The organism is Pseudaeromonas pectinilytica, assembly GCF_054780855.1.
The window spans coordinates 1-25,058 of the sequence record NZ_BAAGVN010000330.1 but is presented as its reverse complement, the minus strand read 5'-3'; the positions used below and the strand labels follow the sequence as shown (position 1 = coordinate 25,058).

Annotated in this window: 24 protein-coding genes and 2 pseudogenes; 6 read left to right on the top strand and 20 right to left on the bottom strand. The window is 58.9% G+C overall.

Going from position 1 to position 25,058, the window contains the following annotated elements:
- Window positions 1-82 precede the first annotated feature (82 nt).
- Window positions 83-802: pseudogene (locus ACYVG7_RS14740) on the top strand (DUF885 domain-containing protein); the annotation flags it as partial.
- 342 nt (window positions 803-1,144) lie between these two features.
- On the opposite strand, the gene ACYVG7_RS14735 reads toward ACYVG7_RS14740, so the two are convergent.
- The 6 genes from ACYVG7_RS14735 to ACYVG7_RS14710 form a co-directional block, all read right to left on the bottom strand.
- Window positions 1,145-2,224, bottom strand: a complete 1,080-nt coding sequence (locus ACYVG7_RS14735; protein WP_460883851.1) for a M28 family metallopeptidase — start codon at window positions 2,222-2,224, stop codon at window positions 1,145-1,147.
- A gap of 482 nt (window positions 2,225-2,706) precedes the next feature.
- Complete coding sequence (locus ACYVG7_RS14730; RefSeq protein WP_460883850.1) at window positions 2,707-3,504, bottom strand: ABC transporter ATP-binding protein; 798 nt, start codon at window positions 3,502-3,504, stop codon at window positions 2,707-2,709.
- On the bottom strand, window positions 3,480-4,466 hold the full coding sequence (locus ACYVG7_RS14725) for an ABC transporter substrate-binding protein (protein WP_460883849.1): 987 nt from the start codon (window positions 4,464-4,466) through the stop codon (window positions 3,480-3,482). Before ACYVG7_RS14725 ends, ACYVG7_RS14730 begins: the two co-directional genes overlap by 25 nt.
- Entirely contained in the window at window positions 4,463-5,569 is a 1,107-nt protein-coding gene (locus ACYVG7_RS14720) for a FecCD family ABC transporter permease (RefSeq protein ID WP_460883848.1), read from the bottom strand. The genes ACYVG7_RS14725 and ACYVG7_RS14720 overlap by 4 nt, the downstream gene beginning before the upstream one ends.
- A 4-nt stretch (window positions 5,570-5,573) precedes the next feature.
- Window positions 5,574-6,599 carry a FecCD family ABC transporter permease gene (locus ACYVG7_RS14715; RefSeq protein ID WP_460883847.1) on the bottom strand — a complete coding sequence of 342 codons (1,026 nt, stop codon included), beginning with the start codon at window positions 6,597-6,599 and terminating at the stop codon, window positions 5,574-5,576.
- Entirely contained in the window at window positions 6,599-8,761 is a 2,163-nt protein-coding gene (locus ACYVG7_RS14710) for a TonB-dependent siderophore receptor (RefSeq protein WP_460883846.1), read from the bottom strand. The genes ACYVG7_RS14715 and ACYVG7_RS14710 overlap by 1 nt, the downstream gene beginning before the upstream one ends.
- 360 nt (window positions 8,762-9,121) lie before the next feature.
- Here ACYVG7_RS14710 and ACYVG7_RS14705 point away from each other — a divergent pair, with 360 nt between their 5' ends.
- Window positions 9,122-10,768, top strand: coding sequence for a methyl-accepting chemotaxis protein (locus ACYVG7_RS14705; RefSeq protein WP_460883845.1), 1,647 nt, complete (start codon window positions 9,122-9,124; stop codon window positions 10,766-10,768).
- A gap of 109 nt (window positions 10,769-10,877) precedes the next feature.
- Here ACYVG7_RS14705 and ACYVG7_RS14700 read toward each other — a convergent pair whose 3' ends face one another.
- From ACYVG7_RS14700 to ACYVG7_RS14655, 10 genes are all read right to left on the bottom strand, one after another.
- Complete coding sequence (locus ACYVG7_RS14700) at window positions 10,878-11,270, bottom strand: DUF2703 domain-containing protein (protein ID WP_460883844.1); 393 nt, start codon at window positions 11,268-11,270, stop codon at window positions 10,878-10,880.
- 105 nt (window positions 11,271-11,375) lie between these two features.
- Window positions 11,376-11,744, bottom strand: a complete 369-nt coding sequence (locus ACYVG7_RS14695) for a rhodanese-like domain-containing protein (protein WP_460883843.1) — start codon at window positions 11,742-11,744, stop codon at window positions 11,376-11,378.
- Between the two features lie 71 nt (window positions 11,745-11,815).
- Window positions 11,816-12,037 (bottom strand): thioredoxin family protein, encoded by a 222-nt coding sequence (locus ACYVG7_RS14690; RefSeq protein ID WP_460883842.1) that lies wholly within the window; start codon window positions 12,035-12,037, stop codon window positions 11,816-11,818.
- 43 nt (window positions 12,038-12,080) lie between these two features.
- Window positions 12,081-13,124 (bottom strand): permease, encoded by a 1,044-nt coding sequence (locus tag ACYVG7_RS14685; protein ID WP_460883841.1) that lies wholly within the window; start codon window positions 13,122-13,124, stop codon window positions 12,081-12,083.
- A gap of 112 nt (window positions 13,125-13,236) precedes the next feature.
- Complete coding sequence (locus ACYVG7_RS14680) at window positions 13,237-13,803, bottom strand: sigma-70 family RNA polymerase sigma factor (RefSeq protein ID WP_460883840.1); 567 nt, start codon at window positions 13,801-13,803, stop codon at window positions 13,237-13,239.
- The gene (gene arsB, locus ACYVG7_RS14675; RefSeq protein ID WP_460883839.1) at window positions 13,803-14,876 is read right to left on the bottom strand and encodes an ACR3 family arsenite efflux transporter; all 1,074 of its coding nucleotides are present in this window, start codon (window positions 14,874-14,876) and stop codon (window positions 13,803-13,805) included. Before arsB ends, ACYVG7_RS14680 begins: the two co-directional genes overlap by 1 nt.
- A 2-nt stretch (window positions 14,877-14,878) precedes the next feature.
- Complete coding sequence (locus ACYVG7_RS14670) at window positions 14,879-15,364, bottom strand: protein-tyrosine phosphatase family protein (RefSeq protein ID WP_460883838.1); 486 nt, start codon at window positions 15,362-15,364, stop codon at window positions 14,879-14,881.
- 12 nt (window positions 15,365-15,376) lie between these two features.
- Window positions 15,377-15,856, bottom strand: coding sequence for an arsenate reductase ArsC (locus ACYVG7_RS14665; RefSeq protein WP_460883837.1), 480 nt, complete (start codon window positions 15,854-15,856; stop codon window positions 15,377-15,379).
- A 4-nt stretch (window positions 15,857-15,860) separates the two neighbouring features.
- Window positions 15,861-16,253 (bottom strand): ArsR/SmtB family transcription factor, encoded by a 393-nt coding sequence (locus ACYVG7_RS14660; RefSeq protein ID WP_460883836.1) that lies wholly within the window; start codon window positions 16,251-16,253, stop codon window positions 15,861-15,863.
- Window positions 16,254-16,381: 128 nt separating this feature from the next.
- On the bottom strand, window positions 16,382-16,639 hold the full coding sequence (locus ACYVG7_RS14655) for a hypothetical protein (RefSeq protein ID WP_460883835.1): 258 nt from the start codon (window positions 16,637-16,639) through the stop codon (window positions 16,382-16,384).
- A gap of 444 nt (window positions 16,640-17,083) precedes the next feature.
- Between ACYVG7_RS14655 and ACYVG7_RS14650 the strand changes: the two genes are divergently transcribed.
- On the top strand, window positions 17,084-18,181 hold the full coding sequence (locus ACYVG7_RS14650) for an extracellular solute-binding protein (protein WP_460883834.1): 1,098 nt from the start codon (window positions 17,084-17,086) through the stop codon (window positions 18,179-18,181).
- 25 nt (window positions 18,182-18,206) lie between these two features.
- Window positions 18,207-19,610, top strand: coding sequence for an NAD(P)/FAD-dependent oxidoreductase (locus ACYVG7_RS14645; protein WP_460883833.1), 1,404 nt, complete (start codon window positions 18,207-18,209; stop codon window positions 19,608-19,610).
- Between the two features lie 283 nt (window positions 19,611-19,893).
- Here ACYVG7_RS14645 and ACYVG7_RS14640 read toward each other — a convergent pair whose 3' ends face one another.
- Window positions 19,894-20,790: a LysR family transcriptional regulator gene (locus tag ACYVG7_RS14640; RefSeq protein WP_460883832.1), complete on the bottom strand. Its 897-nt coding sequence runs from the start codon at window positions 20,788-20,790 to the stop codon at window positions 19,894-19,896.
- 127 nt (window positions 20,791-20,917) lie between these two features.
- On the opposite strand from ACYVG7_RS14640, the pseudogene ACYVG7_RS14635 reads away from it, so the two are divergent.
- Together ACYVG7_RS14635 and ACYVG7_RS14630 are read left to right on the top strand one after the other, a co-directional pair.
- A pseudogene (locus ACYVG7_RS14635) lies at window positions 20,918-21,778 on the top strand (MBL fold metallo-hydrolase).
- A gap of 73 nt (window positions 21,779-21,851) precedes the next feature.
- Window positions 21,852-22,502 carry a DsbA family protein gene (locus ACYVG7_RS14630; protein WP_460883831.1) on the top strand — a complete coding sequence of 217 codons (651 nt, stop codon included), beginning with the start codon at window positions 21,852-21,854 and terminating at the stop codon, window positions 22,500-22,502.
- A 27-nt stretch (window positions 22,503-22,529) separates the two neighbouring features.
- Here the strand turns inward: ACYVG7_RS14630 and ACYVG7_RS14625 are convergent, their stop codons facing one another.
- From ACYVG7_RS14625 to ACYVG7_RS14615, 3 genes are all read right to left on the bottom strand, one after another.
- Window positions 22,530-23,831 (bottom strand): type II toxin-antitoxin system HipA family toxin, encoded by a 1,302-nt coding sequence (locus tag ACYVG7_RS14625; protein ID WP_460883830.1) that lies wholly within the window; start codon window positions 23,829-23,831, stop codon window positions 22,530-22,532.
- Entirely contained in the window at window positions 23,825-24,181 is a 357-nt protein-coding gene (locus tag ACYVG7_RS14620; RefSeq protein WP_460883829.1) for a hypothetical protein, read from the bottom strand. Before ACYVG7_RS14620 ends, ACYVG7_RS14625 begins: the two co-directional genes overlap by 7 nt.
- 342 nt (window positions 24,182-24,523) lie before the next feature.
- A partial coding sequence (locus ACYVG7_RS14615; protein WP_460883828.1) for a hypothetical protein occupies window positions 24,524-25,058 on the bottom strand: 535 nt, incomplete at its 5' end.

Sequence of the window (25,058 nt, the reverse complement as noted above, 5' to 3'; positions counted from 1 at the left end):
GCCCATTCGGCAGGCCGTCAACTAAGCCCGCCCGGCGGGTTGGGGAGCGAGTATCCGACTTTGGATTTGATCAACAAGGCCGCCCTATGGCGGAGTTGCCTGGTATCAGGACGGCAATCCACAGACGGGTCGCAAAGGGCAATTCTACCTGAACACCTACTACCCCTATGGCTTGCAGAGCTGGAACATCAGTACCCTGCTCTCCCATGAGGCAGCCCCTGGCCACCACTTCCAGATCACCATAGCCCAAGAGCTGGCCGCCAAGGATCCGGACTTCCCGCAGTATGTGGCGAATTCTTCCTATACCGCTTATGCCGAAGGGTGGGCGCTCTACACCGAATACTTGGCCGATCACGACATGGGGCTCTATCAGGGGCGTGGTCTCTACGATCCGGCAGTGGGAAACGTCAAGGTCGAGGGAACCCCAGCATTCAACAACCAGTTGCAATACTTCGGTCGCCTCAACGAGGAGATGCTCAGGGCCATGCGGTTGGTCGTCGATACCGGCATTCACTGGTATGGCTGGAGTCACGACCGGGCCGTCAGCTACATGAAGGAGAATTCGGCGCTGGGAGCTGGCGACATCAGCTCTGAGGTGCCGCGTTACATGGCATACACAGCTCAGGCGACCTCCTACAAGGCCGGTCAGCTGGCCCTGATCCAGATGCGGGAGTCTGCCGAACAGACCCTTGGCAGTCGCTTTGATCTCAAGGCATTCCACCACCATGTGCTGGAATACGGCATGCTGCCCATCTCGGTACTGGAGCGAAAGAACAAGCAGTGGATTGAATCCTTGAAATAAGGTGCTCGTGAAGAAGGTGATAGGCCTTTAGTCCCATAAGCCCGATGCCAGTCCGTTAACGCTGACTGGCATTGTTTTTATTCGGCACTATGAGCCGCCCCGCTTCCGGCTGATCATCATGGGCGATATCTCCCGATAGCGGCACTGAGCGAAACCTTTGCCAATACGGTGGGTCAATAACGCCCACCAGCCAAGCCCCTACGAACAGCCAACAGACCACCAACGAGCAACAAAAAGGACAGCCATCTGATTCCAGAGTGCTGTCCTTCTGCTTTCACTTCTACTTTCACTCAGAAGATGACTCTCCCGTTTGCCGACACTAGGTGCCAGCAAGAGACGTCTCTAGGCTTTGGTCAGTTCAGGCTGCTTCAAGAAGCGGATGAGCAGTTCGGTGGCTGTACTGAGCTGTTGCTTGATACGTCCAGGAAACAGGGTTTCCAGCTTATCGAGACGATCAGCTCCCGTATGCCAAATCTCGCCCCATTGCTGCTCGCTTTCCCGATCGCAGGCGGAGTTAGCGGCCGCATCGAAACAATCCCAAAGCTCCGGATGTGTGGACTGAGAGTAGCCATCGTAGCCATTCTGGCCATTGATGTTGAAATTGGTCGCTTCCAGATAGGCGATAGGGATACCAAGGCAGGCAAAAGAGCCATGATCCGACCATGAGCCGGTTTCACCAGCAGGATAACCGGGAATTGCCGGATGCACCGAGAAACTCACCCCCGGCATCTGCTCTCCTACAGCCTGCAAACGTTCACGAAGCTGGGTTGAATAACTGTATTTTTGGGGATCGCTACAGTTGTACTCGTTCACGTCAGAGTGTGCCGAATGCAGGTACATAATGTCTCCGCCAACCACGGTATCGTAGTTGACCATACCGCGGACCCGTGACAGCGTCTCGGCATCCAGACTGGCGGCATAGGCCTTGGAACCATTGACGCCATTCTCCTCGGCACCAAAGAATACCAGCCGAACGGTCAGCGGTAGCGTCTTGCCAGCCAGCGCTTCGGCCGTCGCGAGCATGGCGGCCACACTGGCAGCGTTATCGGTGGCCCCCTCCGATCCGACATCCACACCCGTACTATCGTAGTGGGCACCGATGATCAGTATCTCGTCACTCTGTCCGGGTAATACCACCTCGACATTCTGGGACTGCATTTGCTGCGCCTTACGGGTATAGGTGAAGGGAATCAGTTGCGGCGTATACCCCCAGCCGGTCAGGTTATCCACTATCCAGTTAGCGGCGCGTGTTTCGGCTTCAGTGCCTGTCGGGCGAGCCCCTATCCCGGATGCGCCAAGGCTAAGCTCTTCCAGATAGCCATAGGCCTTGCTACCCGCCGCAGGGGTGGTCGCCTGTTCATTTTTCTCGTTACAACCCGCTAATGCGGCACATACCAGTATCCAGACCAAGCGTTTTTTCATTGTTATTCCTTATTAGAAGAAGATGTGTCGGGCACAGTTATCTCATTCCCCGACCGCCAACACCCCGAGCACGCTAAAGGGTTATCCCCGCAGCGCGGTAACCATTAGCAAGTAAGCAAGTAGCAAGTAGCAGACCAATTTGTGTTTTTACTTTAATTTCAGCAGATAGCGGGATAGATGGCGGTAGAACGCAGCAGCAAGCCCCCGTCAGCAGGGGTGCTGCAAGATAGCGGGGCCCAATATAGGACATGGTGGTTGCTTATGGCGCATTGCTCTTGGATCAAATTAGCAGCAAACGCCTTGCAGTGGCGTTATAGCAGAGATCCCTTCTGACTTAGCGGCCAGCAACAGAATAGGCTCCTAGAGGATCATAACCCCGCCCAAAGGGCCCTGTCATAGTTCGGGCCAAATCGCTGCCCGAACACGCGCGCAGCACTCCTCGGGCGGCTCGGGCTTATGGCCTGAACTTATGGCCCCTGAACTTATGACCTGAGTTGGCGGCTGGCATGGCGCCCTGTGGGGATCACCCAGGGGGTGCCGAACACGGGATCAGTGACCACGGTGACGGCTTGGCCGTAGGCCTGTTCAATGGTGGCGGCTTGCAGCACCTCAGCGGCCGGGCCTTGTTGCAGGATCTGGCCTTGATGCAGCAGAACCAGTTGGTCAGCATAACGGCTGGCCAGATTCAGATCGTGGAGCACCACCACCAGCGTCTTGCCCTGCAGGCGCAGGTCGGTCAGCAGATCCAGGATCTCGACCTGATGATTCAGATCCAGATGGTTGATGGGCTCATCGAGCAGCAATACCTCCGCCTCCTGGGCCAGCACCATGGCGATCCAGGCCCGTTGCTGCTGACCACCGGAAAGCGAGGACAAACGTCGAGCACTCAGATCCAGCAATCCGGTCTGGGCCAGAGCCTGCTGCACGGCGTCTTCATCCTCGGCCTGCCACTGGCGCAGCAGAGCCTGATGGGGAAAGCGCCCGTAGCGCACCAGATCAAAGACCGTCAGATCGGCAAACAGCTCGGGATATTGGGGCAGATAGGCCAGCCGCCGCGCCCGCTCCACCGCAGGCCAATCGGCCAGCGGACGCTGCTCGAAGAGGATGCGCCCCTGGGTCGGTGCCAGATGTCCGGCCAACGCCTTGAGCAAGGTAGATTTGCCGCAACCATTGGCCCCCAGCAACACGATAAGCTGGCCGCGGGGCAGCGCCAGCGAAAACTGGCTCAGCACGGGGCTGGCGTCATAAGCCAGAGTCAATCCTTCACAGACGAACGGCACAGGGCACCTCCTTCAGGGACAGCGAGTGAGAACAACTGCGGGATCTGATCCAGCGCCACCCCGGCGGCCAGGATGCCGTTGGCGGTATTCCAGATCACATCATCCAGACTGCGTACCCGGTTATGCCGCACCACCGACAGCTGCTGCCAGGTCGGATCGCTCATAAAGGCCTCGCGATAGAGCAAGGTGCTCTGCTGGCGACGGGCCCCATAGGTGAAATAGAACAGCCAGTCGGCCTCCAGCTCGGCGATGCGCTCAGCGCTGAAGTTATTGACGCCATAGGCGTGAACATTCTGGCTGGCCGGGCGCGTCACCCCGAGGGCGGCGAAGAGCTCGCCGCTGAACGAATCCAGCTGGTAGAGGCGCACCTGGCCCGGATTAAAGCGCAGCACACTGACCTGGCGCAGCGGCTGCTGGTGCAACGCCTGTTTCAGGCACTGGATCCGCGCCTGCACCCGGGCTAGACGTTTGATCCCGGCCTGCTCCTGCCCTAGTGCCCGGGCAAAGAGCAGAAAGTTCTGCTGCCAGCCCTTGCGGCTATCCCGGACCAACACGGTCGGGGCTATACGCTCCAGGGTGGCCCGCAGCCGCGCCGATTGCTGGCGGCTACCGAGGATCAAGTCCGGCTGCAGGCTGGCAATCAACTCCAGATTCGGCGCATTCTCCAGCCCGACTACCGTCACCCCTTGCATCTGCTGCGCGATATGCGGATACCAGGGCTGACCGTTGAGCGAGCGCGTGGCCCCCACAGGTTTGAGCCCGAGCGCCAGCAGGGCTTCGGTGCTGTCATTGCTCAGGGTCACCACTCGCAGCGCGGTCGCATCTTCCGAGGCATAAGCAGCCGCCGGGAGTGGCAGCAGCAGGATCGGTAACACCATGATCTGTAAAACAAGGACCAGCAGCCGTAACGTCAGCCAATCGCGCGACAACCCCACCCCCAACAGCAAACAGAGGGCATTCATGATCGCCCTCCCCGGCCATAGAGCCAGAGAAAACAGGGCACGCCGATGAGCGCAGTGAAGATCCCCACCGGCAGCTCGTAAGGGCTGAACAAGTTACGCGCCAGCACATCGGCGGCGACCACCAGCAAGGCTCCGCCACAGGCGTTGCCGATGAGTTGGGCCGGAACGCCCCGTGGACAAATACGCCGGATGAGATGGGGCACCACCAGGCCGACGAAGCTCACCTGTCCGGCCCCGGCAACCGCGATGGCCGTGAGTCCTGCAGCCAGCAGATAGAGCCAGCGCTGACTGATGCCCACTGGCTGCCCCAGACTCCCCATCACCTCGTCGGAGAGGCGATACAGCGCCAGCGCCCGGTAGTTGAGCAGCGTCAGGCTCAAGAGCAGCACACAGGCAGCCAGCAGCCAGCGATTGAGGGCGGGATTGGCCTGGGCCAGGGAGCCCACCAGCCAGATCTGTGCCTGCATCGCCATATCACTTTGACTCAGCAGCAGTAAAAGGCTGACCAACGCCTTGCAGATGGCGGCCACCACCAGACCGGCAAACACCATCTTCTCCAGATCGCCGTCGCGCCGACTCAGGCCACGCAACAGCATCAGCACCGCCACAGCTCCGGCCAATGCGGCCAGCGCCATGCCTTGGGGGCTGAGCAGGTGCCCGCCCCAGAGCGCCTCACCGGCAAACAGCACCAACACCACACTCAAGCCGGCACCATCGGCCAAGCCCAGCACCGAAGGCGCGGCAATGGACACCCGGGTCAGGCTCTGCAGCACAAAGCCGGCCACCGCCAGACTGGCGCCGACCACTAATCCCAGCAACAGCCGTGGCCAGCGCAATTCGAACAGCACCAACTGCTGCAGCGCCGAAGGAGCTTGCAGATCCAGCGGATTGATCCATAAGGGGCCCAACGCCATCGCCAGCAGGCTGACCAGTGCCAGCACCAGCAACAGCAAACCGAGCACGCGCAATGCACCGGCGGGCAGCAGCAGACTCAGCCCGGCGCCGCGCCAGGGCCGATCCGCCATCCATGTAGCAGCGGTCGACTTGGCTGCGGGATAGGCCGTAGGTTGCCGAGTTGACGGCTGCGGTTGTTGATCGGACACCGGTTTAGCCTGCGCCATCGGCACGCCCCCGCTGACGGTAGAGCAGGAACAAGAAGGCCGGCCCGCCGAGCAGAGCCGTGACCACGCCAGCGGGAATATCCTCGGGATAGTAGATAAACCGCGCCAACAGATCGGCCAGCGTCAGCAGCAAGGCACCGAGTAGCGCCGCCAGCGGCAGCCAGTGGCGATGTCCGCTGGCGCTATTCCCGTTAGTGCTTAAGCGCAACGCCATGCGGGGTACCAGCAAGCCGATAAAGCCGATGGGGCCAATCACCCCGACCACGGCGGCCACCAGCAAGCTGGAAATCAGCACCGCCTGGCGGCGCAAGGTGTCCGGATCTTGCCCCAGGGTGCGGATCTGGGCATCGCCTAGATAAAAGAGATCGAGTTTGCCCCACAGCCGCCATAACCCGACCACGGCCAGCAGCAACCAGGGCAGCGCCGCCCAGAACTGGCGCAAAGAGCGACCGGCGATATTGCCGGTCAGCCAGCTCAGGGCCTGATCCTGAGTGGCCGGATCCAGGGTGTTCAGGGTCTGGGTCAGGGCTGCGAACAGCATGGCCAGCACACTCCCCAACAAGGGCAGACGCAGCAGACTGTGTCGCGCGCCCTCCCGCCCCAGCAACCACAGCAGCAAGCGGGTCATGGCCAACGCGGCGACAAACGCCAGTCCATTCAGCCAGCCCAGTCCCAGATCCGGCTGTATAAACAGCGCCAGCACCACGCAAAACGAGGCCGCCGCATTCACGCCGAGCACATCCGGAGCCGCCAGCGGATTGCGGGTCAGGCTCTGCAGCAGACAACCGGACACCGCCAGCGCCGCCCCGCACACGGGGGCAATCAGCATCCGCGGCAGGCGATATTCCAAGATCAGATGACGCAGCGTCAGATCCTGACTCCAGCCCAGCAAGGCAGCCGGGGATAGACTGCGATAGCCCAGCAACAGGCTGGCGACCAGCGCCAGCCCCAGTCCGAGTCCAAGCGCAACCCACAGCCAGCTCAGTTGCCCTCTTGGCCGGGATGCGGACATCAGAAGCCGACCGTGGTGGTCAACAAGAACTGCCGCGGTTCACCGATCGCCAGGATAGGCGCATTGGCATTGCTGACGCCCGAGGTGTAGTAGGTTTTGTCGAACATATTCTTCAGATTGAACTGCACCTTGAGATCGTAAGCACCCAGCTTGCGGTCATAGGCCAGCATGCTGTCGTAGACCATGCTGGCGGGCAGCGCGTACATGGTGCCCTTGGTGTTACCTATGTACCAGGTGCCGGTATACCGGCTGTAGGCTCCGGCCCGCAGGTTGCCACCCAGTATCTGATTCCACTGATGGATCAGCCCAAGAGAGGCCATATGTTTAGCCACTCCATCCACCGGAGTACCGGCCAGCAGCGGATCTTCCAGCACGTCGGCATCGGTATAGGCGTAGCTGCCATAGCCGCTCCAGTTCTCGCTCAGATCGCCGTTGACCTCAGCCTCCAGCCCGCGGGAGCGCACTCGCCCGGCGACCCGGTAGAGAGTGTCGCCAGTCGTGGTATCGGTCTCGCTGGTCAGCACATTTTTCTTGTCGATATCAAACAGTGCCAGGGTCGAGGTCAGCCCCTTGCCCTGCCACTTGGTGCCCAGCTCCCAGGATTTGCCCTCTTCAGGTGGCAGATCGCCGATGGCGTTGGCAATCGAGGTATTGGGACGGAACGACTCGGTATAGCTGGAGTAGAGCGACCAGTCCGGATCGAGCAGATAGACGACCCCGGCCCGAGGCACAAACTTGCTGTCGTTGACATGGCTGTTGGTATTGAACGGGCGTCCCTTGCCGGTCAGCTCGTTGAAGTGGTCATAGCGGCCACCCAGCACCAGGATCCAGTGTTCATCCAGGGTCCAGGCATCCTGCAGATAAACAGCCGAGGTGCGCAACTTGTCGGTCTGATCGCTATCGGCGGCGCTGACGTTGATCGGATAATCCGAGGTGCCATACACGGGATCATACATATTGAAGTTCTTGTTGCTGCTGTCGCGATAGAGATCACCCAGCGTCCGGTAGTTGTGCATGTACTGCACCCCGGTCACTACTTCATGGCGGGTGCTGCCCTGATCGATGGTCCCGACTGTGTAGAGGCTCGCGGTATGGGCCTCTTGCAAGGCATCCTTGGTGGCATCGGCACGGCGGGTCACCACGCCGGTAGTGGAGTCAAACGACATGACCCGCATCTGGTCATCGTTGTAGTAGTTACGGCTGTAGCCATAGCCGCCATGCAGGGACCAGCGGTTATTCCACTGATGGGAGAACTTCAGATTGGCGGTGTCGGCGCGGCCCGTGGTGATGTTATAGGTCTCGTCGAGTCGGCGCTCGCGGGGGATCGCCAGCGGCTTGCCGGTCTTGGTGTCGATGTAGGTGCCCCGATCAAAGGGCACCGCATAATCCATGTGTTCATAGTCCAGCAGTATGGCCGTGGTTTCGTTCTCCCACGCCACCGAAGGCGCGACAACCGCTTGCTCAATCTCGCCAAAATTACGCCAGTAATCATATTGTTGCTTGTCGGCAATCAGGCGGTACGAGAGCCCATTGTCATTGAGCGGCCCGGTCAAATCCGCCTGCACGCCGCCGCCACCAAAACTGGTGTAATAGCTGGAGGCCTGATAATAAGCCTCATGCTTGGGCTTCTTGGTCACCACATTGATGATGCCGCCGGGATCCTGAATGCCATACAGCAGCGAAGCCGGGCCCTTGAGCACCTCGACCCGCTCTGTAGTCGGCGTGAAGTTGCGTGCCTGAACCGACTGCAGGCCGTTACGCATGATGGAGTTATCCCGGTTGCCGCCAAAGCCGCGCTTCATGATGGCATCCTGGGTGCCGCCCAAGGTGTTGCTCTGCTTGAGACCGGCCACCGAGGAGAGTGCCTCGTCCAGACTCTGCGGCTGACGATCCTCCAACTGCTGCTCGGTCACCACACTCACCGCTTGCGGGATCTCCACCAGCGGCGTATCTGTTTGGGTTGCCAGGGACGAAGTCTGGGCCTGATAGCCTTTGGCCTCATCCTGCGATGCCTTGACCGCATCCGCCACCACCATCACAGGCGCTGTGGTTGCATTCTGTTCAGCGAACGTCGAGGTCGAGCAGAACAAGGCCAGAACGGACAGAGAAAACGGCAGCGACGGCCGGACAGCCAGTGCAGCGGAGGAGGAAGCAAACGACATAATGCGAACCCTGCAGATAAAAGTGCAGGAATTCTACATATTAAGCCATTAGATGCAAACAGTTATCATTTGCTGAATCATGCTGACATTGTGAGGTTATCAAACGATGCTGGTCCGATTCAGCATTAGCAATCATGCGCACAGGCCACACTCAAACCGTCACCTACAGGCGCTATGTTGATTAATGAATCGGTCTGTATTAACCGCTATACAGATGAGGCAGTCCGACATGAGTGATGCCACGCAAGCCCTCGCCCGGCGGCTTTTATATCCAATCCCGGGGTTCGCTTCGGCGCTATAGACACTAAACTGGTAACACACGCCATATATGCCACATCATGCTCAACCAAGGAGTACACAGTGCTTGCAGGTAAAATGACACTCAAATTGCAGTTGATCCTGGCGGTCACGGTCCCTTGTATAGCCCTGCTTCTGGTTGGCGGTGCCAGCCTCAACAGCATGGGGACCATCCAGCAGCAGTCCACCGAGCTGTATCGCAACACGGCAACCCCCATGCGCGCCATGGCCGAAGTGGTGTCGCGGATCCCGCGCATGCGGGTCGGTATCGACATGATGCTACTGCAGGACACCTCGCTCAAAGATGCCAAAGGCGTCCTGACCCGGGTCAAAGAAGCCCGACAGGAAGATATCCCCGAGATGCGCCAGGCCATGCAGCAGGCGGTGACCGCGCAGACGGATCCGGCCGCTCGGTCGAATGCCCAGCAGTTGCTGGACCAATTTGAGAACATGGCGCGCAGCGAACTAAATCCGCTGCTGCAAGCCTTGGAGCAAGGTGATATGGAGGCCGCCAGAGTCATCTATCGCGACCGCTACACCGTCACCTACGGCACCATGCGTAAGGGCGCCAATACTCTGCTTGACGAGTTGATGCAGCAGGCGCAACAGCGCCATCAGCGGGGTGAAGCAAGCTATGCCAGCGGACGCGTGCAGATGATCAGTATCATTACCGTGGCGATCCTGATTTCGCTGGTGGTCTCGCTGCTGATCCTGGTCAACCTCAAGCGGCGGGTCAGTTTTCTCCAGCACCATATCGGCTACGCCGCCGAGCATCTGGCGCTGGACTCCCGCGCCGAGCTCAGCGGCCGGGATGAGTTGGCGGAGATCACCTCCAACTTCAATCACTTCGTCGCCAAGATCCAGAGTGCCATCCAGCAGGTTGCCACCAACTCCCATCAACTGGCAGCCACCGCGGCTCAGGTCGCCAGCAAGGCACTGCTGACCCAACAAAATTGCACCGCGCAGCGCGATCGTACCGTACAGGTTGCCACCGCTATCCATCAGATGGGGGCCACCGTCAGCGAGATTGCCGGCAATGCCTCCCAAGCGGCTGACGTCGCCAGACAAGCCAATGAACAGGCCGATGCCGGTGCCGACTTGGTCGCCAAGGCGCGTCAGGGGGTATTCGCTCTTTCAGGCGAGCTCGAACAGGTGGCCGGGGTCATCGGCTCTTTGGCAGAACAGACCCACTCCATTGGCAGCATACTCGAGACCATTCGTAGCATCTCGGAGCAGACCAATTTGCTGGCGCTCAACGCCGCCATTGAAGCCGCCCGGGCCGGTGAACAGGGTCGCGGTTTCGCCGTCGTCGCCGATGAGGTGCGCAATCTCGCCAATCGCTCCGCCGCCTCCACCGCCGAAATCCAGGGCATGATCCACCGCTTGCAGGATCAGAGTGGCCGCGCCGTCAGCGCCATGGCCCAAGGCCGTAGCCAGAGCGAAATCGTGGTCACGCAAGCCGATGCGGCGAATGCCGCGCTGGGCAATATCACCGCCCATATCACCCAGATCAACGATATGAATATCCAGGTCGCCACCGCCACCGAGCAGCAATCCAGTGTGGTCGGCGAGCTGAACCGGAATGTGGAGGATATCAATCTCTTGACCATGGAGACCGCCGACATAGCCCATCAGCTCACCGCATCCAGTCAGGGCCTGCAGCAGCTATCCAGCGAGCTCGACAACTTGGTAGGCCAGTTCCGGCTGTAGTGGAAACAGTCTTGAGCGAGGGAAAGAGCGAACAGCCGCATGGTGGCAATTCAGCACAGAGCATACACTCTGTTGCATCATTCAGAGTTGCCATCACTCCAATTTAACTTTAAGGCGCTGACATCTGCTGTGCGGCCGCCAATAATCCAGCCTTGATGATCAACTGCGGGGGTATTGCCTCGTAACTTCGGTTGCCACACTCCAGCGTGCGGCACGCCGCATCCCCACACACAGAACAACAGGGACTCGAGCCGGTGCTGGCGCCGAGCCAGGCCTCGAGCGGCTGGTCGGCGATCCAGATGCGGTTGGAAGCACCCGGATCCTGGTTGAACTGCTCCAGGCTCAAGGGCTGGCGATGTAACACCACCTGCATCTGCAGCGGTGCCAGGACCTGTTGCAGGGTCTCGAGAGCTTGTTGCAAGGCGAGTTCGGTGGCGGCACAGCGATCGCAGGTCTGCCCCAAGCTGAGCAGTCGTTGCCAGACAATCTCTAGGGTTTGCATAACGCCTCCAGATATTGGCTCTTCCGAAACAAGTTTTAGCGCTTCTGGAACAAGTTTTAGCGCTTCCAGAACGAGTGTTCACACGGTCGGAGCGAGCGTTAAAACTCAGCCACAACACCCTGAACTAGGCATGTTCGCCAAGGCACCGGGATCGCCCTGGATAGGGAAGCCTTTGGCCACCCAGCGCTCCATGCCGAACTTCATATTGGTGACATTGGTATAGCCCTTGTTCATCAAAAAATAGGTCGCCTTGAGACTGCGCACGCCCTGCCGACAGGCCAGGATCAGTGGACGGTCTTTGGGGAGCTCGGCATAGCGCTGCTCGAGTTCACTCAGCGGCATGATGATGAGCTGGGGCACGTCAAAAGCGAGCTGGGCAATCTCGTCGCGCTCCCGTACATCCACCAGGGTGTAACCCTGCTTAAGCAGGCTCTGGGTTGTGGTGGGACAGACTTCCTTGGCTTCATCGAGCATGGTGGTTTCGTCCTTGTTTGTGGATGGCTAGTGATGTGTATCGAGCACGGCATCACTTGAAAAATCGATGCTCAGGCTGTCAACCATTGTGCAATCTTGTCGCGGGAGGGAATGCCGCCGGAGTGCACCACCTGGCCATCCACCACCACCCCCGGCGTGGCCAGAATGCCGAAGCTCATGATCTCGCGGATCTCTTCGATCTTCTCCAGCTCGATGGCGATGCCCTTTTCCTCCGCCACGGCGGTAATCAATTTAGCCACTGTCTTGCAGTTGGCGCAGCCCGGACCCAGCACTTTAATGTTTTTTATCGATTCACCTCTGGTTTAAGAATAGTGACTACAACAGCGCATTGAAGATATACCCCACCAGCAGGATGCCGCTGGCGACCACAACCACAAAGGTGGCAATCAATCTGGGTTTGAGCACGTTGCGCAGTATGATCATCTCGGGAAGAGAGAGGGCAATCACCGCCATCATAAACGCCAGCACAGTGCCCAAGGCCGCGCCTTTAGCCAGCAAGGCCTGCACAATCGGTATGATACCGGCGGCATTGGTGTACAGAGGCACGCCCATCAGTACCGCCAGCGGCACCGACCACCAGGCCTCTTTGCCCATGAACGACGCCATAAAGGCTTCTGGCACATAGCCATGAATACCGGCACCGATGGCGATCCCCGCCACGACATAAGGCCATACTTTGCCGACAATCTGTCGCACGGCACCAAAGCCGCCATCCACCCGCTCGGCCAGACTCACGTTCTGCAACGGATCATCAGCGCTGACCTTGGGCATCTGTTGCACCCACTCCTCCAGATGAGCCTCCATCTTCAAGCGACCAATCACCCACCCCGCCGTCATAGCAACACTGAGCCCTAACCCCAGATAAAGCAGCGCAATCTTCCAGCCAAATAGGCCGAACAGCAGGGTCAGGGCCACTTCATTGACCATGGGGGCGGAAATCAGAAACGAGAAGGTCACCCCGAGCGGCACTCCGGCCTGCACAAAGCCAATAAACAGCGGCACCGCCGAGCAGGAGCAAAAAGGCGTGACTATGCCCAGCAGGGCGGCTAACACGTTGGCGCCCCCCTCGCCACGTTTGGCCAGCAAGGCACGAGTCCGCTCCGGAGTGAACCAGGAGTTGATCATCCCCATGACGAAGACGATCCCCGTCAGCAGCAATAGCACCTTGGGGGTGTCATAGAGGAAGAACTGCAAGGCTCCGCCCAGATGACTCTGACGTTCAACCGGTAGCCAGCCGACCAATAGCTCCGAGGTCGGCAGGATCAGCTGATACAGCCCCAACCACAGTAGGACTACGGTCACGATAAATAGCAGTGGCCGCTGGCGGGGAAAGGCTTTAATGGCAGGAAGAAAACCCATGTTCGGCTCTGATGTGGAGTGGTCTTATTCAGGAAGACGCAACAGCAGCCAAAAAGATGCACGCTATGAACTCAAAACTCAGAATGAGAAGAGGGGGTGAACAGGGTAGAACTTATCGCTCGTCGTCAGAGAGCGGGGCTCGAGGGGTATAACCACAGACTTTGCCGTCCGCATCGAGTTTCACCGCGCAAGAGTGGGTCAATTGTGCTTTGAGGCGAATACGGGCCCGCTGCAGTCGGGACTTGGTCGCCGACAGGCTTAATCCATGCTGGGTCGCAAATCGCTGTTGGCTCAAGCCATGGATATCGCACGCCATCAGGATCTGTCGATCGGCGACACTCAGCTCGGCCAATACCCGCGGCAGACAGCCACTCAGCTCATCGACCACGGCCAATTCCGGCTCGTCCTGCGACAAGCTCTCGGGTAGCGGCACCCACTCCCGCCGCTTGCGGAACTGGTCGATCAAGTGGTGACGGGCCACCTCAAACAGCCAGGCTCGAGGTTGCTCGATGGCGCAAAAACGCGCGCCTTGGGTCATCGCCTTGATAAAAATATCTTGCAGGGCATCCTCGGCCACCTCACCCGCTGGGAGCTGGCGCAGCAACCAGTGCCGCAACTCGCGCTCATGCTGCTGCCAGGCCCGTAATAGACAGGCCGGAAGGGTGGCCGAAGTCTGCATCAGTGCATACCGCGCTCGTACCAGCCTTTGCTTTGATTGACGATCTTGACCACCAGCAGCATCACCGGCACTTCAATCAGCACCCCCACGACTGTGGCCAGCGCGGCACCAGAGTGGAAGCCAAACAGGCTGATGGCCGCCGCGACCGCCAACTCGAAGAAATTGGAGGCACCAATCAGGGCCGACGGGCAGGCCACCGAGTGCTTCTCACCCACTTTGCGATTGAGCCAGTAGGCCAGGCCGGAGTTGAACAGCACCTGGATCAGGATGGGCACTGCCAGCAGAGCAATCACCAGCGGTTGCTGGATGATGGCATCGCCCTGGAAGGCAAACAGCAGCACCAGGGTCAGCAACAGGGCGGCGATGGACCAGGGCTGAATACGCTGCATCACCCCATCAAAGCTAGCTTCTCCTCTACGCAGCAGGGCGCGGCGCATCAGTTGGGCGATGATCACCGGAATCACGATATAGAGCACCACTGAGGTCAGCAGCGTATCCCAGGGCACGGTGATGCTGGAGACCCCGAGCAGCAACGCCACCAGCGGCGCAAAGGCAAACACCATGATCAGATCATTCACCGCCACCTGAGAGAGGGTGAAGTAAGGGTCGCCATTGGTCAGCCGACTCCAGACAAACACCATGGCGGTACAGGGCGCGGCGGCCAGCAGGATGAGACCGGCCACATAGCTGTCGAGCTGATCGGCCGGCAGCCAGTTGGCAAACAGCACCCGGATAAACAACCAGCCGAGAAACGCCATGGAGAAGGGCTTCACCAACCAGTTGATCACCAGGGTGACGCCGATACCGCGCACATGTTCTTTGACTTGATGCAGCGCCGCGAAGTCAATTTTCAGCAGCATGGGGATGATCATCACCCAGATGAGCAGACCCACCGGCAGGTTAACCTTGGCGATCTCCATGCCGCCAATCGCCTTGAACACCCCGGGCATGCCCTGGCCCAGCGCGATGCCGATGACGATACACAGCGCGACCCAGGCGGTCAGGTAGCGTTCAAAAAAGCTCATGGGGGCAGCAGCCGTGGCTTGAGCGGTTACTTCGCAGGGGGATGACATCCTTATACTCCTTGGTGCATCGATAACAGCGAGCCAGCGGGACTGGTTGCAGAGCCGACCGGGTAGAGGCGCGCCAACGAGAGGCGCTGATCCGGCTTGATGTTGATAACCGGACGAATCGACTTGGCCATGGCCTCCGCCTCCGGCAGGGTCTGGCACAGGCCCAGCTCCAGCAGCACACCGGCAGCGACGGTGCCGGTGCGGCCTTTACCGCCGCCACAATGGAAGGCTACCTTCTGGCCCAGTCGGTAGGCCTCGACGACGGCTACAATAGCCTCCCGAAACAGGTCGTCTTCGGGTTGCTCGGCATGGTCACTCAGCGGGATCTGCACCCAGACTAGTTCCGGGTGCTCTGCGGCGCAGGCGGTCGACTCGGCACGCAGATCGACTACCACGGCAATCTGCTCCTCATCCACCATCTGCTGGATATCCTGGGCGCCACCGCAGTAGATACGTCCGGCAATCAATTCATGATAGGGCTTGGTCATCACTCGGCTTCCTTAAGCAATCTCGCTGGCAATACGGTCCATCTCGGCCTTGAGCTGGGCGGGGTTCTGTTGCAGCTCGGCCAGCGGCAAGGCAAAGAACGCTTCGATGCGTGCCCGCAGGATGCGATAGGCGGTCATAAAGGCGGCGTCGATCTCGGCATCGGTGCCGGTGGCGTGGGCCGGATCCTCAACGCCCCAATGGGTGCGCAGCACAGGCCCCAGATAAGCCGGGCAGGTTTCATTGGCAGCATTACCACACACGCTGATGACGATATCCGGCACCAGGGGCAGATCTTCCCAGGATTTGCTGAAATAGCCCTCGGTGGCAATGCCTTCGCGCGCCAGCAGGGCCAAGGATCGCGGATGCACCTGGCCGGTCGGCTTGCTGCCCGCACTCATGCCCCGCCAGCCCGCAGGGGCCAGATGATTAAAGGTGGCCTCGCCCAGGATGGAGCGGCACGAGTTACCGGTGCACAAAAACAGTACGTTCATCAGATTAATCCTTACAGTCACAGGAGGTTGTCGGGTTAAGTTCAGGGGCCAACGACGGCAAGACAGCGGGTGAGCAACTGGAGGCTGAGCGAAGCGATGCACACTGCTCCGGATGACCGGCACAGCACTCCTCGGTCAGAAAGGCGATGAGATCCAGCATCAAGGGAATATTGGCCCGATAACGTTGAAAGCGCCCTTCCTGCGCCACCGACAGCAGCCCGGCATGGGTCATCGCCTTGAGATGAAACGACAGGTTGTTGGGGGCAATGGCTAAGGTCGAGGCAATTTGCCCCGCCACCATCCCTTCCAGCCCGGCTTTCACCAGCAAGCGATAGACATCCAGCCGCACGCCGGAGGCCAGGGATTCAAATACCTGAGTTGCGATCTCTTTATTCATGATTCGATATTACAAGAGTTATTGAAATGATCAACCCGAAACTTCCCGTAAACCGTTTTTAGGGGGCCGGATATAGGTAACTATTTTTAGGTAAATTCGCCCCCTACCGTCTGCATCCTCGACATCGGCTACTCTTCGGCAATCACCACACCGATCGCCTGCTCGATCGTGTAGGTAACCCCCAAGCAATGGTCGCTGCCCCCAACCAGAAATAGGCTGAAGCCCTCACACTCCCGGTACGGGCGTTTGGCTTCCATGTCATCGATGAGGCAGTACGTCAGCCGCATCCCGGGGAAGGCCTGCTTTACCGAGGCTATGCCTTGTGCGGTAAAACCGGCGCTCTCGACCGCCGCTTCGATGGTATCCAATGTTGTGTCGTTGATCATCGTTGAAACTCCATTTAGCAACGCGAACCCTATCGCGAAGATGAAAGTGAAATTTCAAGTTTTATGCCAGAGCTGTCGACATCGGAAACAGCGTAGAACTCTGCATGCAGCGTGCCGACCACAACCGACACCCCATAGCGCAGTTGCGACAATTTAGGCCCATTGTCGAGATAGAGACAGATGTCGCACTGAGTTGATACTCAGCCAAGGCTGTCTCACCAAGACGGTGCGTTGTTCGTAAGTTTCGGTGCTGTATACCGAGCGCTGCATCGTAGCACCACGCGGGTCACCACTGGATGTCTTGAGGCTATGGTCATCGTGATCCCAACTGGCATAAGGGTTGCTTCAGTCTCCATCGCTGCTCACATCCTGAACGATATGGACACCCGAGCGGCAGACCACGCCGGTATGCCGCGTCCAGGAGCAAAGTAGGGAGACACAGCTATGCACAACAAAGGAATCACGGCACTGATCGTACTCGGCAGTTGCTGGCTCGGTCATGCCGCCACGGCGCAAGAGAATATCCTGCACGTCTATAACTGGAGCGACTATATCGCCGAGGACACCATAGCCAACTTTGAAAAAGAGACGGGTATCAAGGTGGTCTATGACGTCTTCGACAACAACGAGATCCTCGAAGCGCGTCTGCTCTCCGGCAACACCGGCTTCGATCTGGTGGTCCCCAGCTCGGATTTTCTCGGTCGTCAACTGCAGGCTGGCGCCTTCATGCCACTGGACAAGAGCAAGCTGCCCAATCTGGTCAATCTGGACTCGGCCACCCTGAAACTGCTGCAGGACAAGGATCCGGATAATACCCATGCGGTCCCCTATCTGGGCGGCACTACCGGGATCGGCTACAACGTCGACAAGGTAGCGGCCATCATGGGCCCGGACTTCAAGATGAACAGCTGGGACGCGGTATTGAACCCGACCAATCTGGCCAAGTTACATAAGTGCGGTGTCGCTTTTCTGAACTCACCAACCGACATCTTCGCCGTCACCCTGCGCTATATGGGGCTGGAGACGAACTCGACCACCCCGGCCGATTATGCAGCCGCCAGTCAGTTGCTGAGTACCTTGCAGCCCTATATCACCTATTTCAGCTCCTCCCAATACATCAATGATCTGGCCAATGGAGATATTTGTGTCGCCATCGGCTGGTCCGGGGATGTGATGCAGGCCGGTTTGCGCGCCGAGGAAGCCAACAATGGCGTCAAGATCAATTATGTGCTCCCCAAGGAAGGCAGCGATGTCTTCTATGACATGCTGGTCATCCCCAAGGATGCACATAATCCGGAAGCGGCTCATACCTTCATCAACTACCTGATGCGCCCCGAAGTCATCGCCAAAATCACCAACTATGTCTCCTATGCCAATGCCAACCAGGCGGCCCTTCCCCTGGTCGACGAGTCCATCCGTAACAATCCGAATATCTATTTCACCGACGAGATGAAACCCAAGATGTTCGCGCAGCAGATGCTGCCGCAGAAGATTAATCGCATCATCACCCGGGAATGGACCAAGGTCATGACAGGTCGATAAGGGTTCAAACCACGAGGAAAACAGGATGTTACAAACAGTTTTTGAACGGCAGCCCCCCAGCCCCGAGGTGATCCAAGCCTCGCTGGCGCAAACCCGGTTTGCCCCCTTCTGGCTGGATGCTTTGAGCGAGCGCCCCAGCTATCCACCGCTACGCGGCAGTACCAATGCCGAACTGGTGATTGTCGGTGGCGGCCTCGTCGGCCTGTGGACAGCCCTGCTAGCCAAGGAGCGTAACCCCGAGCTGGATGTCATGCTGCTGGAGGCCCGACAACTGGGCTGGGCCGCCTCTGGCCGCAACGGTGGTTTTTGTGAGGCCAGCCTGACCCATGGCGAAAAAAATGGCCGCCGTCGCTGGCCAGAAGAGTTCGATACCCTGGAGGCGATGGGGCTGACCAACCTGGATGAGATGGAGGAGACGCTGAAGCGCTATGGCATCGAGTGCGACTTCGAACGGACCGGTGAAATCGTGGTAGCGGTCGAGCCACATCAGGATGCCGATCTGCAAGGTGAAGGCTATCTCACCCAAGAGCAGATGCGTGCCGAGGTGAACTCGCCTACGTTCTTGTCCGGCAATTGGGATCGGCACGGCACGGCCATGCTGAATCCAGCCAAGCTGGTGGTCGGTCTAGCCCGGGTCGCCAGTGAGCTGGGAGTACGGATCCACGAGGAGTCATCGGTCGAAACCCTGCGCAAGCTCTCCGCCGAGAGCTCCCGTCTGGTGACGCCTGGTGGCCGTGTCGATGCGGCGCGGGTGATCCTGGCCACCAACGTCTTCCCCTCCCTGCTCAAGCGCTACCGTCTGCATACCCTGCCGGTCTATGACTATGCACTGATGACAGAGCCGTTGAATGCCGAGCAACTGGCGGCCATCGGCTGGCAGAACCGCCAGGGGTTGGCCGATCCGGCTAACCAGTTCCACTACTACCGCATCACCCGGGATAACCGCATTCTGTTTGGCGGCTACGATGCCCTCTACTATCGGGGGGGTCAGGTGAAGGATGAATACGATGCGCGCCAAGCCTCCTTCGAGCGACTGGCCAGCCACTTCTTCACCACCTTCCCCCAACTGGCCGGACTGACATTCACCCACCAGTGGGGCGGCGCCATCGACACCTCGACCCGCTTCTGTGCCTTTTTCGGCCATGCTCATGGTGGCCGAGTGGCTTATGCCGCCGGTTTCACCGGTCTGGGGGTTGGTGCCAGCCGCTTTGCCGCCAATGTCTTACTGGACAAAGTCTACGGGCTGGATACCGAGCGCACCCGGCTGCGCATGGTACGCCAGTGGGCGCTGCCGTTCCCGCCGGAGCCCATCGCCTATCCCGTGGTTCGCCTGATGCAGTGGTGTCTGGACCGGGCCGATCACAATCAGGGCAAGCGCAACGGGTTCCTGCGCCTGATGGACAAACTAGGTCTGGGGTTTGAATCCTGATGGGAATTTGGATCTCGCCCAAGCTACAACACTCCCGACGCAGAAGGGCCCAATGGGCCCTTTTTCAGGGCTCTGTCCCAATTACCTGTTGGAAATCAAGAGGACTGGATTCTGGAAGAAAAGCGGGCCGTTGGCGGCAGGGATGCCGCCGTCGAGCCCCCATGGAAGGGTTCACGGCGTGCCTGCGTTCGATCAGACTCCAGGCCTATAGCCGACTATCTCAACACATAACGGGCACAGAGCCTTTTTCCAGGGGGCGAACAGAGCACGAATAAGCGCCGACTCACTGCCAGAGCGGATCCTGCGCCATACGGGTCAGCAAGAAATCCAGAAAGCTGCGCAACAGCGGCGACATCTGTTTACGAGTGGCATATACCCCATGGATGCCCATACTCTGCGGCTCCCACGCCGGTAACAGCGCAACCAATTCACCTCGTTCCAGCAATGACGCCACTGAATAGCGCGGCTGCAAACTGATCCCGCAATCCTGCAAGGTGGCACTGAGTAGCAGATTGGAGATATTGCCGCTGAAATTGCCACTCACTGGCACAGATTCGGGCCCCAAGGGCCCATCAAAAGTCCATAGGCTCTTGCCGAAATAGCTGTAGGTCAGACAGTTATGGTGCGCTAAATCCTGGACCTGCTGCGGGGTGCCGAAACACTCGAGATAGGCGGGAGTCGCACACACCACGGAGCGACAGGTTCCCAATCGTCGGGCCACCAGATTGGGATCCAGTTCGTTACTGATGCGCAGCGCCAGATCGATTCGCTCCTCGACCAGATTCACAGTTCGATCCACCAGCAGAATATCGATGGCAGTTCCCGGCCAACGGCGTAAGTAGTCATTGGCCGCCGAGACCAGAAAGGCGTCCGCCAGGGAATAGCTAGAGGTCAGCCGGAGCTGCCCGCGCGGAGCCTCCTGTTGCAAGCTCGCCAGCTGCTCCATCTCTTCACCCAGCGCCAACATGGCCCGGGCTTTTTGCAGCGCTTCCTCCCCTTGCGCGGTAAGGCTCTGGCGTCGGGTGGTGCGGTGCAGCAGTCGCGCCCCCATCCAGGTTTCCAGCTCGGCCAGATAGCGTGAAGCCATGGCCCGTGACATTTCCAGCTGCTCGGCACCGGCGCTGAGACTGCCGCGCTCTACGATCGCCACAAATACCCGCAGGGCGGTTAATCGATCCATTCATTTGCTCGATATATGCAACAGTCATGTCTCTATTATGCCGTATATGCCACCGTATTGATCCAATAAACTTCCCTCATCGCCACTACCGGCACCGATGAGAAGGAAGCAGAAGATGACTAACACCCTGAATACCCTGAGCCTGAGTAGCCTGGCACTGATCACCACCCTGACGACAGGCCACAGCCTGGCGGCCCCCCTTGACGTGACGGTTTATAACCCGGGCGCAAACGCCATCTTCCCGGTCTCCTCTTCACTGGTGAGTGGCGAAAAAGAGGCCATTCTGATCGATGCCCAATTCAGCGTGGCGGATGGTAAGGCACTGGTGGATCTGATCCAGCGCAGTGGCAAGACGCTGACCACAGTGTTTATCAGTGGTGGCGATCCGGACTTCTATTTTGGTCTGGAGCCCATCCAGGCCGCCTTTCCGCAGGCCAAAATCGTGGCAACCCAACAGGTCATCGACCATATCCTGCACACCAAAGATGCCAAGCTGGCCTACTGGGGGCCGATCCTCGGCGCACAAGCGCCCAAGACAGTGATAGTCCCTACCTTGCTCAGCAGCAACACCCTGACGCTGGAAGGGGAAACTCTCGAGATCCGCTAGCGGGATACCCATCAGGCGTATCTGTGGGCACCCGCTATCCGAACCGCTCTCGGGGGCGTCCTGGTGAGTGCCGGACAACATCTGTGGACTGCGGACAGCCAGACTCCGGCCGCACGATTGGAGTGGGCAACAGCGCTGGAGCGTCTTGCCGCCCTGCATCCTCAGCGCGTGGTACCGGGCCACTTTTTGGGTGCCGAACCCAAGGGTGATGCCGCCGTCACCTTTACCCACGACTACCTGAAGTTCTACGAACAGGCGCTCAGCCAGAGCAAGAATTCAGGCGAGCTGATCCAGAAGCTCAAAGCCGCCTACCCCGCCCTGCCGGTCGATGATGGCATGGCCATCAGCGCCAAGGTCAATACCGGCGAGATGAAGTGGTAATCAGCACAGCTGTCGAGCACACACAGCCGGGTCTTCGGACCCGGTTTCTTCTCCCTGACTATCCGAGGTCCATATGAACCAGACGGTATTACATTACATCTATGACCCACTCTGCGGCTGGTGCTACGGCGCCGCGCCACTGCTGGAGGCAGCCCGCCAGCTCCCCGGCATAGCGATAGAGCTCCACGCCGGAGGACTCTGGATGGGCGCCAATCGCCCCGCGATGGGCAAAGCCCTGCGCGATTACGTGCGTCCCCATGACGAGCGGATCCAGGCTCTCACGGCTCAGCCATTTGGTAATCGCTATTTCCAGGAGTTGTTGCTCACCCCGGATCGTCAGCTGGACTCGGAGCCGCCGATCCGCGCCATTCTGGCGGTGGTGGCATCCGGCGGGGATGGTCTGCAGATGCTGACACGCATCCAGCAGAGCCATTATCGCGATGGGAATTGGATTGGGGATCTGCACCCGCTTGCCGCGCTGGCCGCCGAGCAGGGCATCGAGAGACAGAGCTTCGAGCAAGGCTATCAAGCGGTCGCACTAGCCAACCATCTGTCCGAGAGTCAGCAGTGGCTGCAACGCCTGGGAGCACAAGGCTACCCGACTCTGGCTCTTGAACAAGCAGGTCGACTGATGCCGCTGGCTACGTCTAGCTTCTTCGGAGATCCCCAGGGCTTTCACCAGCATCTGCTGGATCGGTTGCACACCCTGTCGCACGCCGAGTAGCGAGTCAGCCAACAAGTGTGGAGCGGATTAACCCAGTGACAGGCGATGACAGTGTTGAATATGGCGGGCAAACTCCGGGGCGACGCCAGCTTCCTGGGCATAACGGGGCCATTGGGCGACAATGGTCGCAACTTCCTCGATGATCTGTCGCGCCTCCTTGAGAAAGCTGCCTGCCGGGCTCAGCAGATCCTGCCGGGTAAAGTCATCCCGTTTACCATTGAGCGAGAGCTGGTGGGCATTGACCCAAGGCGAGCCAGGCTTGTAGCTGAAGGCAACATCAAAGGCTGGCGCCAGCTCCCAGCGCTTTTGCCCATTGAGAAGGAAGCCGAAGTTCTTGGTATGGTCGTCCTGATTACGCGCCAAGATGTTGAACACCATCCGCCGATAGAGCTCCAGAGCCTGGGTTTTACTCAGCCGCAAAGTTCGCATCAGGCTGAACAGCTGCTCGTAGCTATAACTCCCCGGTGTCTTGTAATCGGCGTGATCCATGGCGCAGAGGGATTGATAGTGGACTTTTTGGTTGCCATCCCGATCGAAGCGCTTGGTCATGAAATGCGCCCGCTCCCCCTCCAACAACAATTCACAGGGCGAGATCTGGATCCCCGCCGCCTTGGCCATCAGGTAGTAGGCATACTCCATGCGGCCAAATCCTTGGGGATCCCCGAAGGTTTCCCGCCCCTGAGCCTGCTCGACGACCCCATCAAATTTCAGCAGATAGTGTTCGAAGCCCGCTGGCAAGGCCACTTGGCCACTGCGGATCTCGGTGCGAGAGGCGTTGATGCCAATCACAGCCTTGGCCCGCGCGCCCCCCGCTGAGGTGCCGACCTGAAAGATTGCCGAGAGCACCTCGGTGTCCGCGCCCTGCAGCCGTTGATCCAGTTGGCGACGCTGATCCAGGACCGATTGGGCCATGGCCACCAACGAATCCAGCTCCAGCACGCTGACCATATTCAGGCTGCGGTCAATGGCGGGGGCATATTCCAGAGCCCCCATCCCCCTCGATCCGGTATATAGCAGGCGCTCCAGAGCGGTGAAGTAGTCTCGCGCCCGTCCCGTGCGCGCCAGCCAGGCATCAATCACTGCATTGCCGAAATCATCGGGCAGTGTGTCGGCAAAAGCCCCTGGCAGACCGCGATATGTCGGCCGGGGTAGCGCCGGAAATTGATAGATACGGCTGGAGAGTGGCAGCCGGATCGGGCTGATCTCGATACCGGTACGGATCCAGGACGGATCGTACTCGAAGGCACACAATCCACTCTCGGGCTGATATGCGAGGGCCCCGACGGTCTGCCCCCACATCTCGACCCGGGCAACCTGATGGCTCACCATGCGCCCTCCTCTTCCTCACCCGGAGCCGTGGTGCTCCTCGGACCCGCCCGGCGTTTACTACCGGCGCGCTGCCGCTTCTTGCCTTCGAGTTTCAGCAAGGCTATCGGGCTAAAAGGCTGTGGCGGCAGGAAGTTATCCAGCTCGTCCAGACACTCCAAGCTACGCATGATGCCAATCAGCACCTCCAGCTTGGCTTTACCCTGAATGGCGCTACGGTAAGTGCCTTCGGCTATGCCCAGCTCTTGCGCCAACTCCTTTTGCGGTTTGTTGGTTGCCAGCCGTCGCTGCTCCAAGCGCTGGCCCAAAGTTTGGGCAATCGCCTGATCTGTCATGCCATACCAGTTATTCATCGCCATAACCAACCATACAAGCATCATATTTTTGATGCTAAAGATACAAATTGAGTATAACCGATAGAATATTGATGCTTGTAGTTGATAGCAACCACATTAAAACATAAGCATCATTTTTTTGATGTTAGATGTCTTTTAAGTGGTTTTAGCATCAAATTTTTGATGTTAAAAAGATAATAAATGGTTGGGTATCACGAAGAGCTGTAACCATTGAGACCGATCCCGATAGCCCCTATCAGGATGGAAGCAGAAGGGACACGTAACTACCATCTCTGTCGTCAGATGACGACACAGGGCCTCCTTCATACGGAGCCCGCCGACGACGGGCTCCGATCCTACCTAGAGTTTAATCACCTCGGCAGCGACCGCAGTGGTCATGATGATCACCACTTGCTTGCCAATCAGATCATGAGTCAAAACCACATCATCGCGGGCTGGAACTACTCGCGTGGAACCATCTTCAAACTGCAGACTCGCCGTTCGAGCCATAATATCAATGGCGGTTACTCGAGCCGTGACCTGGGTTCGTCCGGCAACCAGCATGCCGGGTTTTTCCCCCTCATCGGCGGCGGCAGCAAGAAACGTCTCACTGTCGGTCTTGGCCGTATCCGCATCGTGCAGGTAGGCCACGGTTTCGACCAACAGGGTCGCCTTCACCGTATCGCCAACGGCCAGCTGGGGAAAGTTCACCATTTCAGGCGGCGCTATGACATGGCGGCGATGGCCCGCTTCGTCCTGGAGCACAAACTCGCGTTTATCCCGATCAATCTCGACGACCGAAGCCGTCAACACCTCAGGGCGGGATCGCACTTTGTTAATGAAATTTGAACAGGCAGATCGTCTGTGATCTAATCGCGTCTCCATGCAGGAGGCA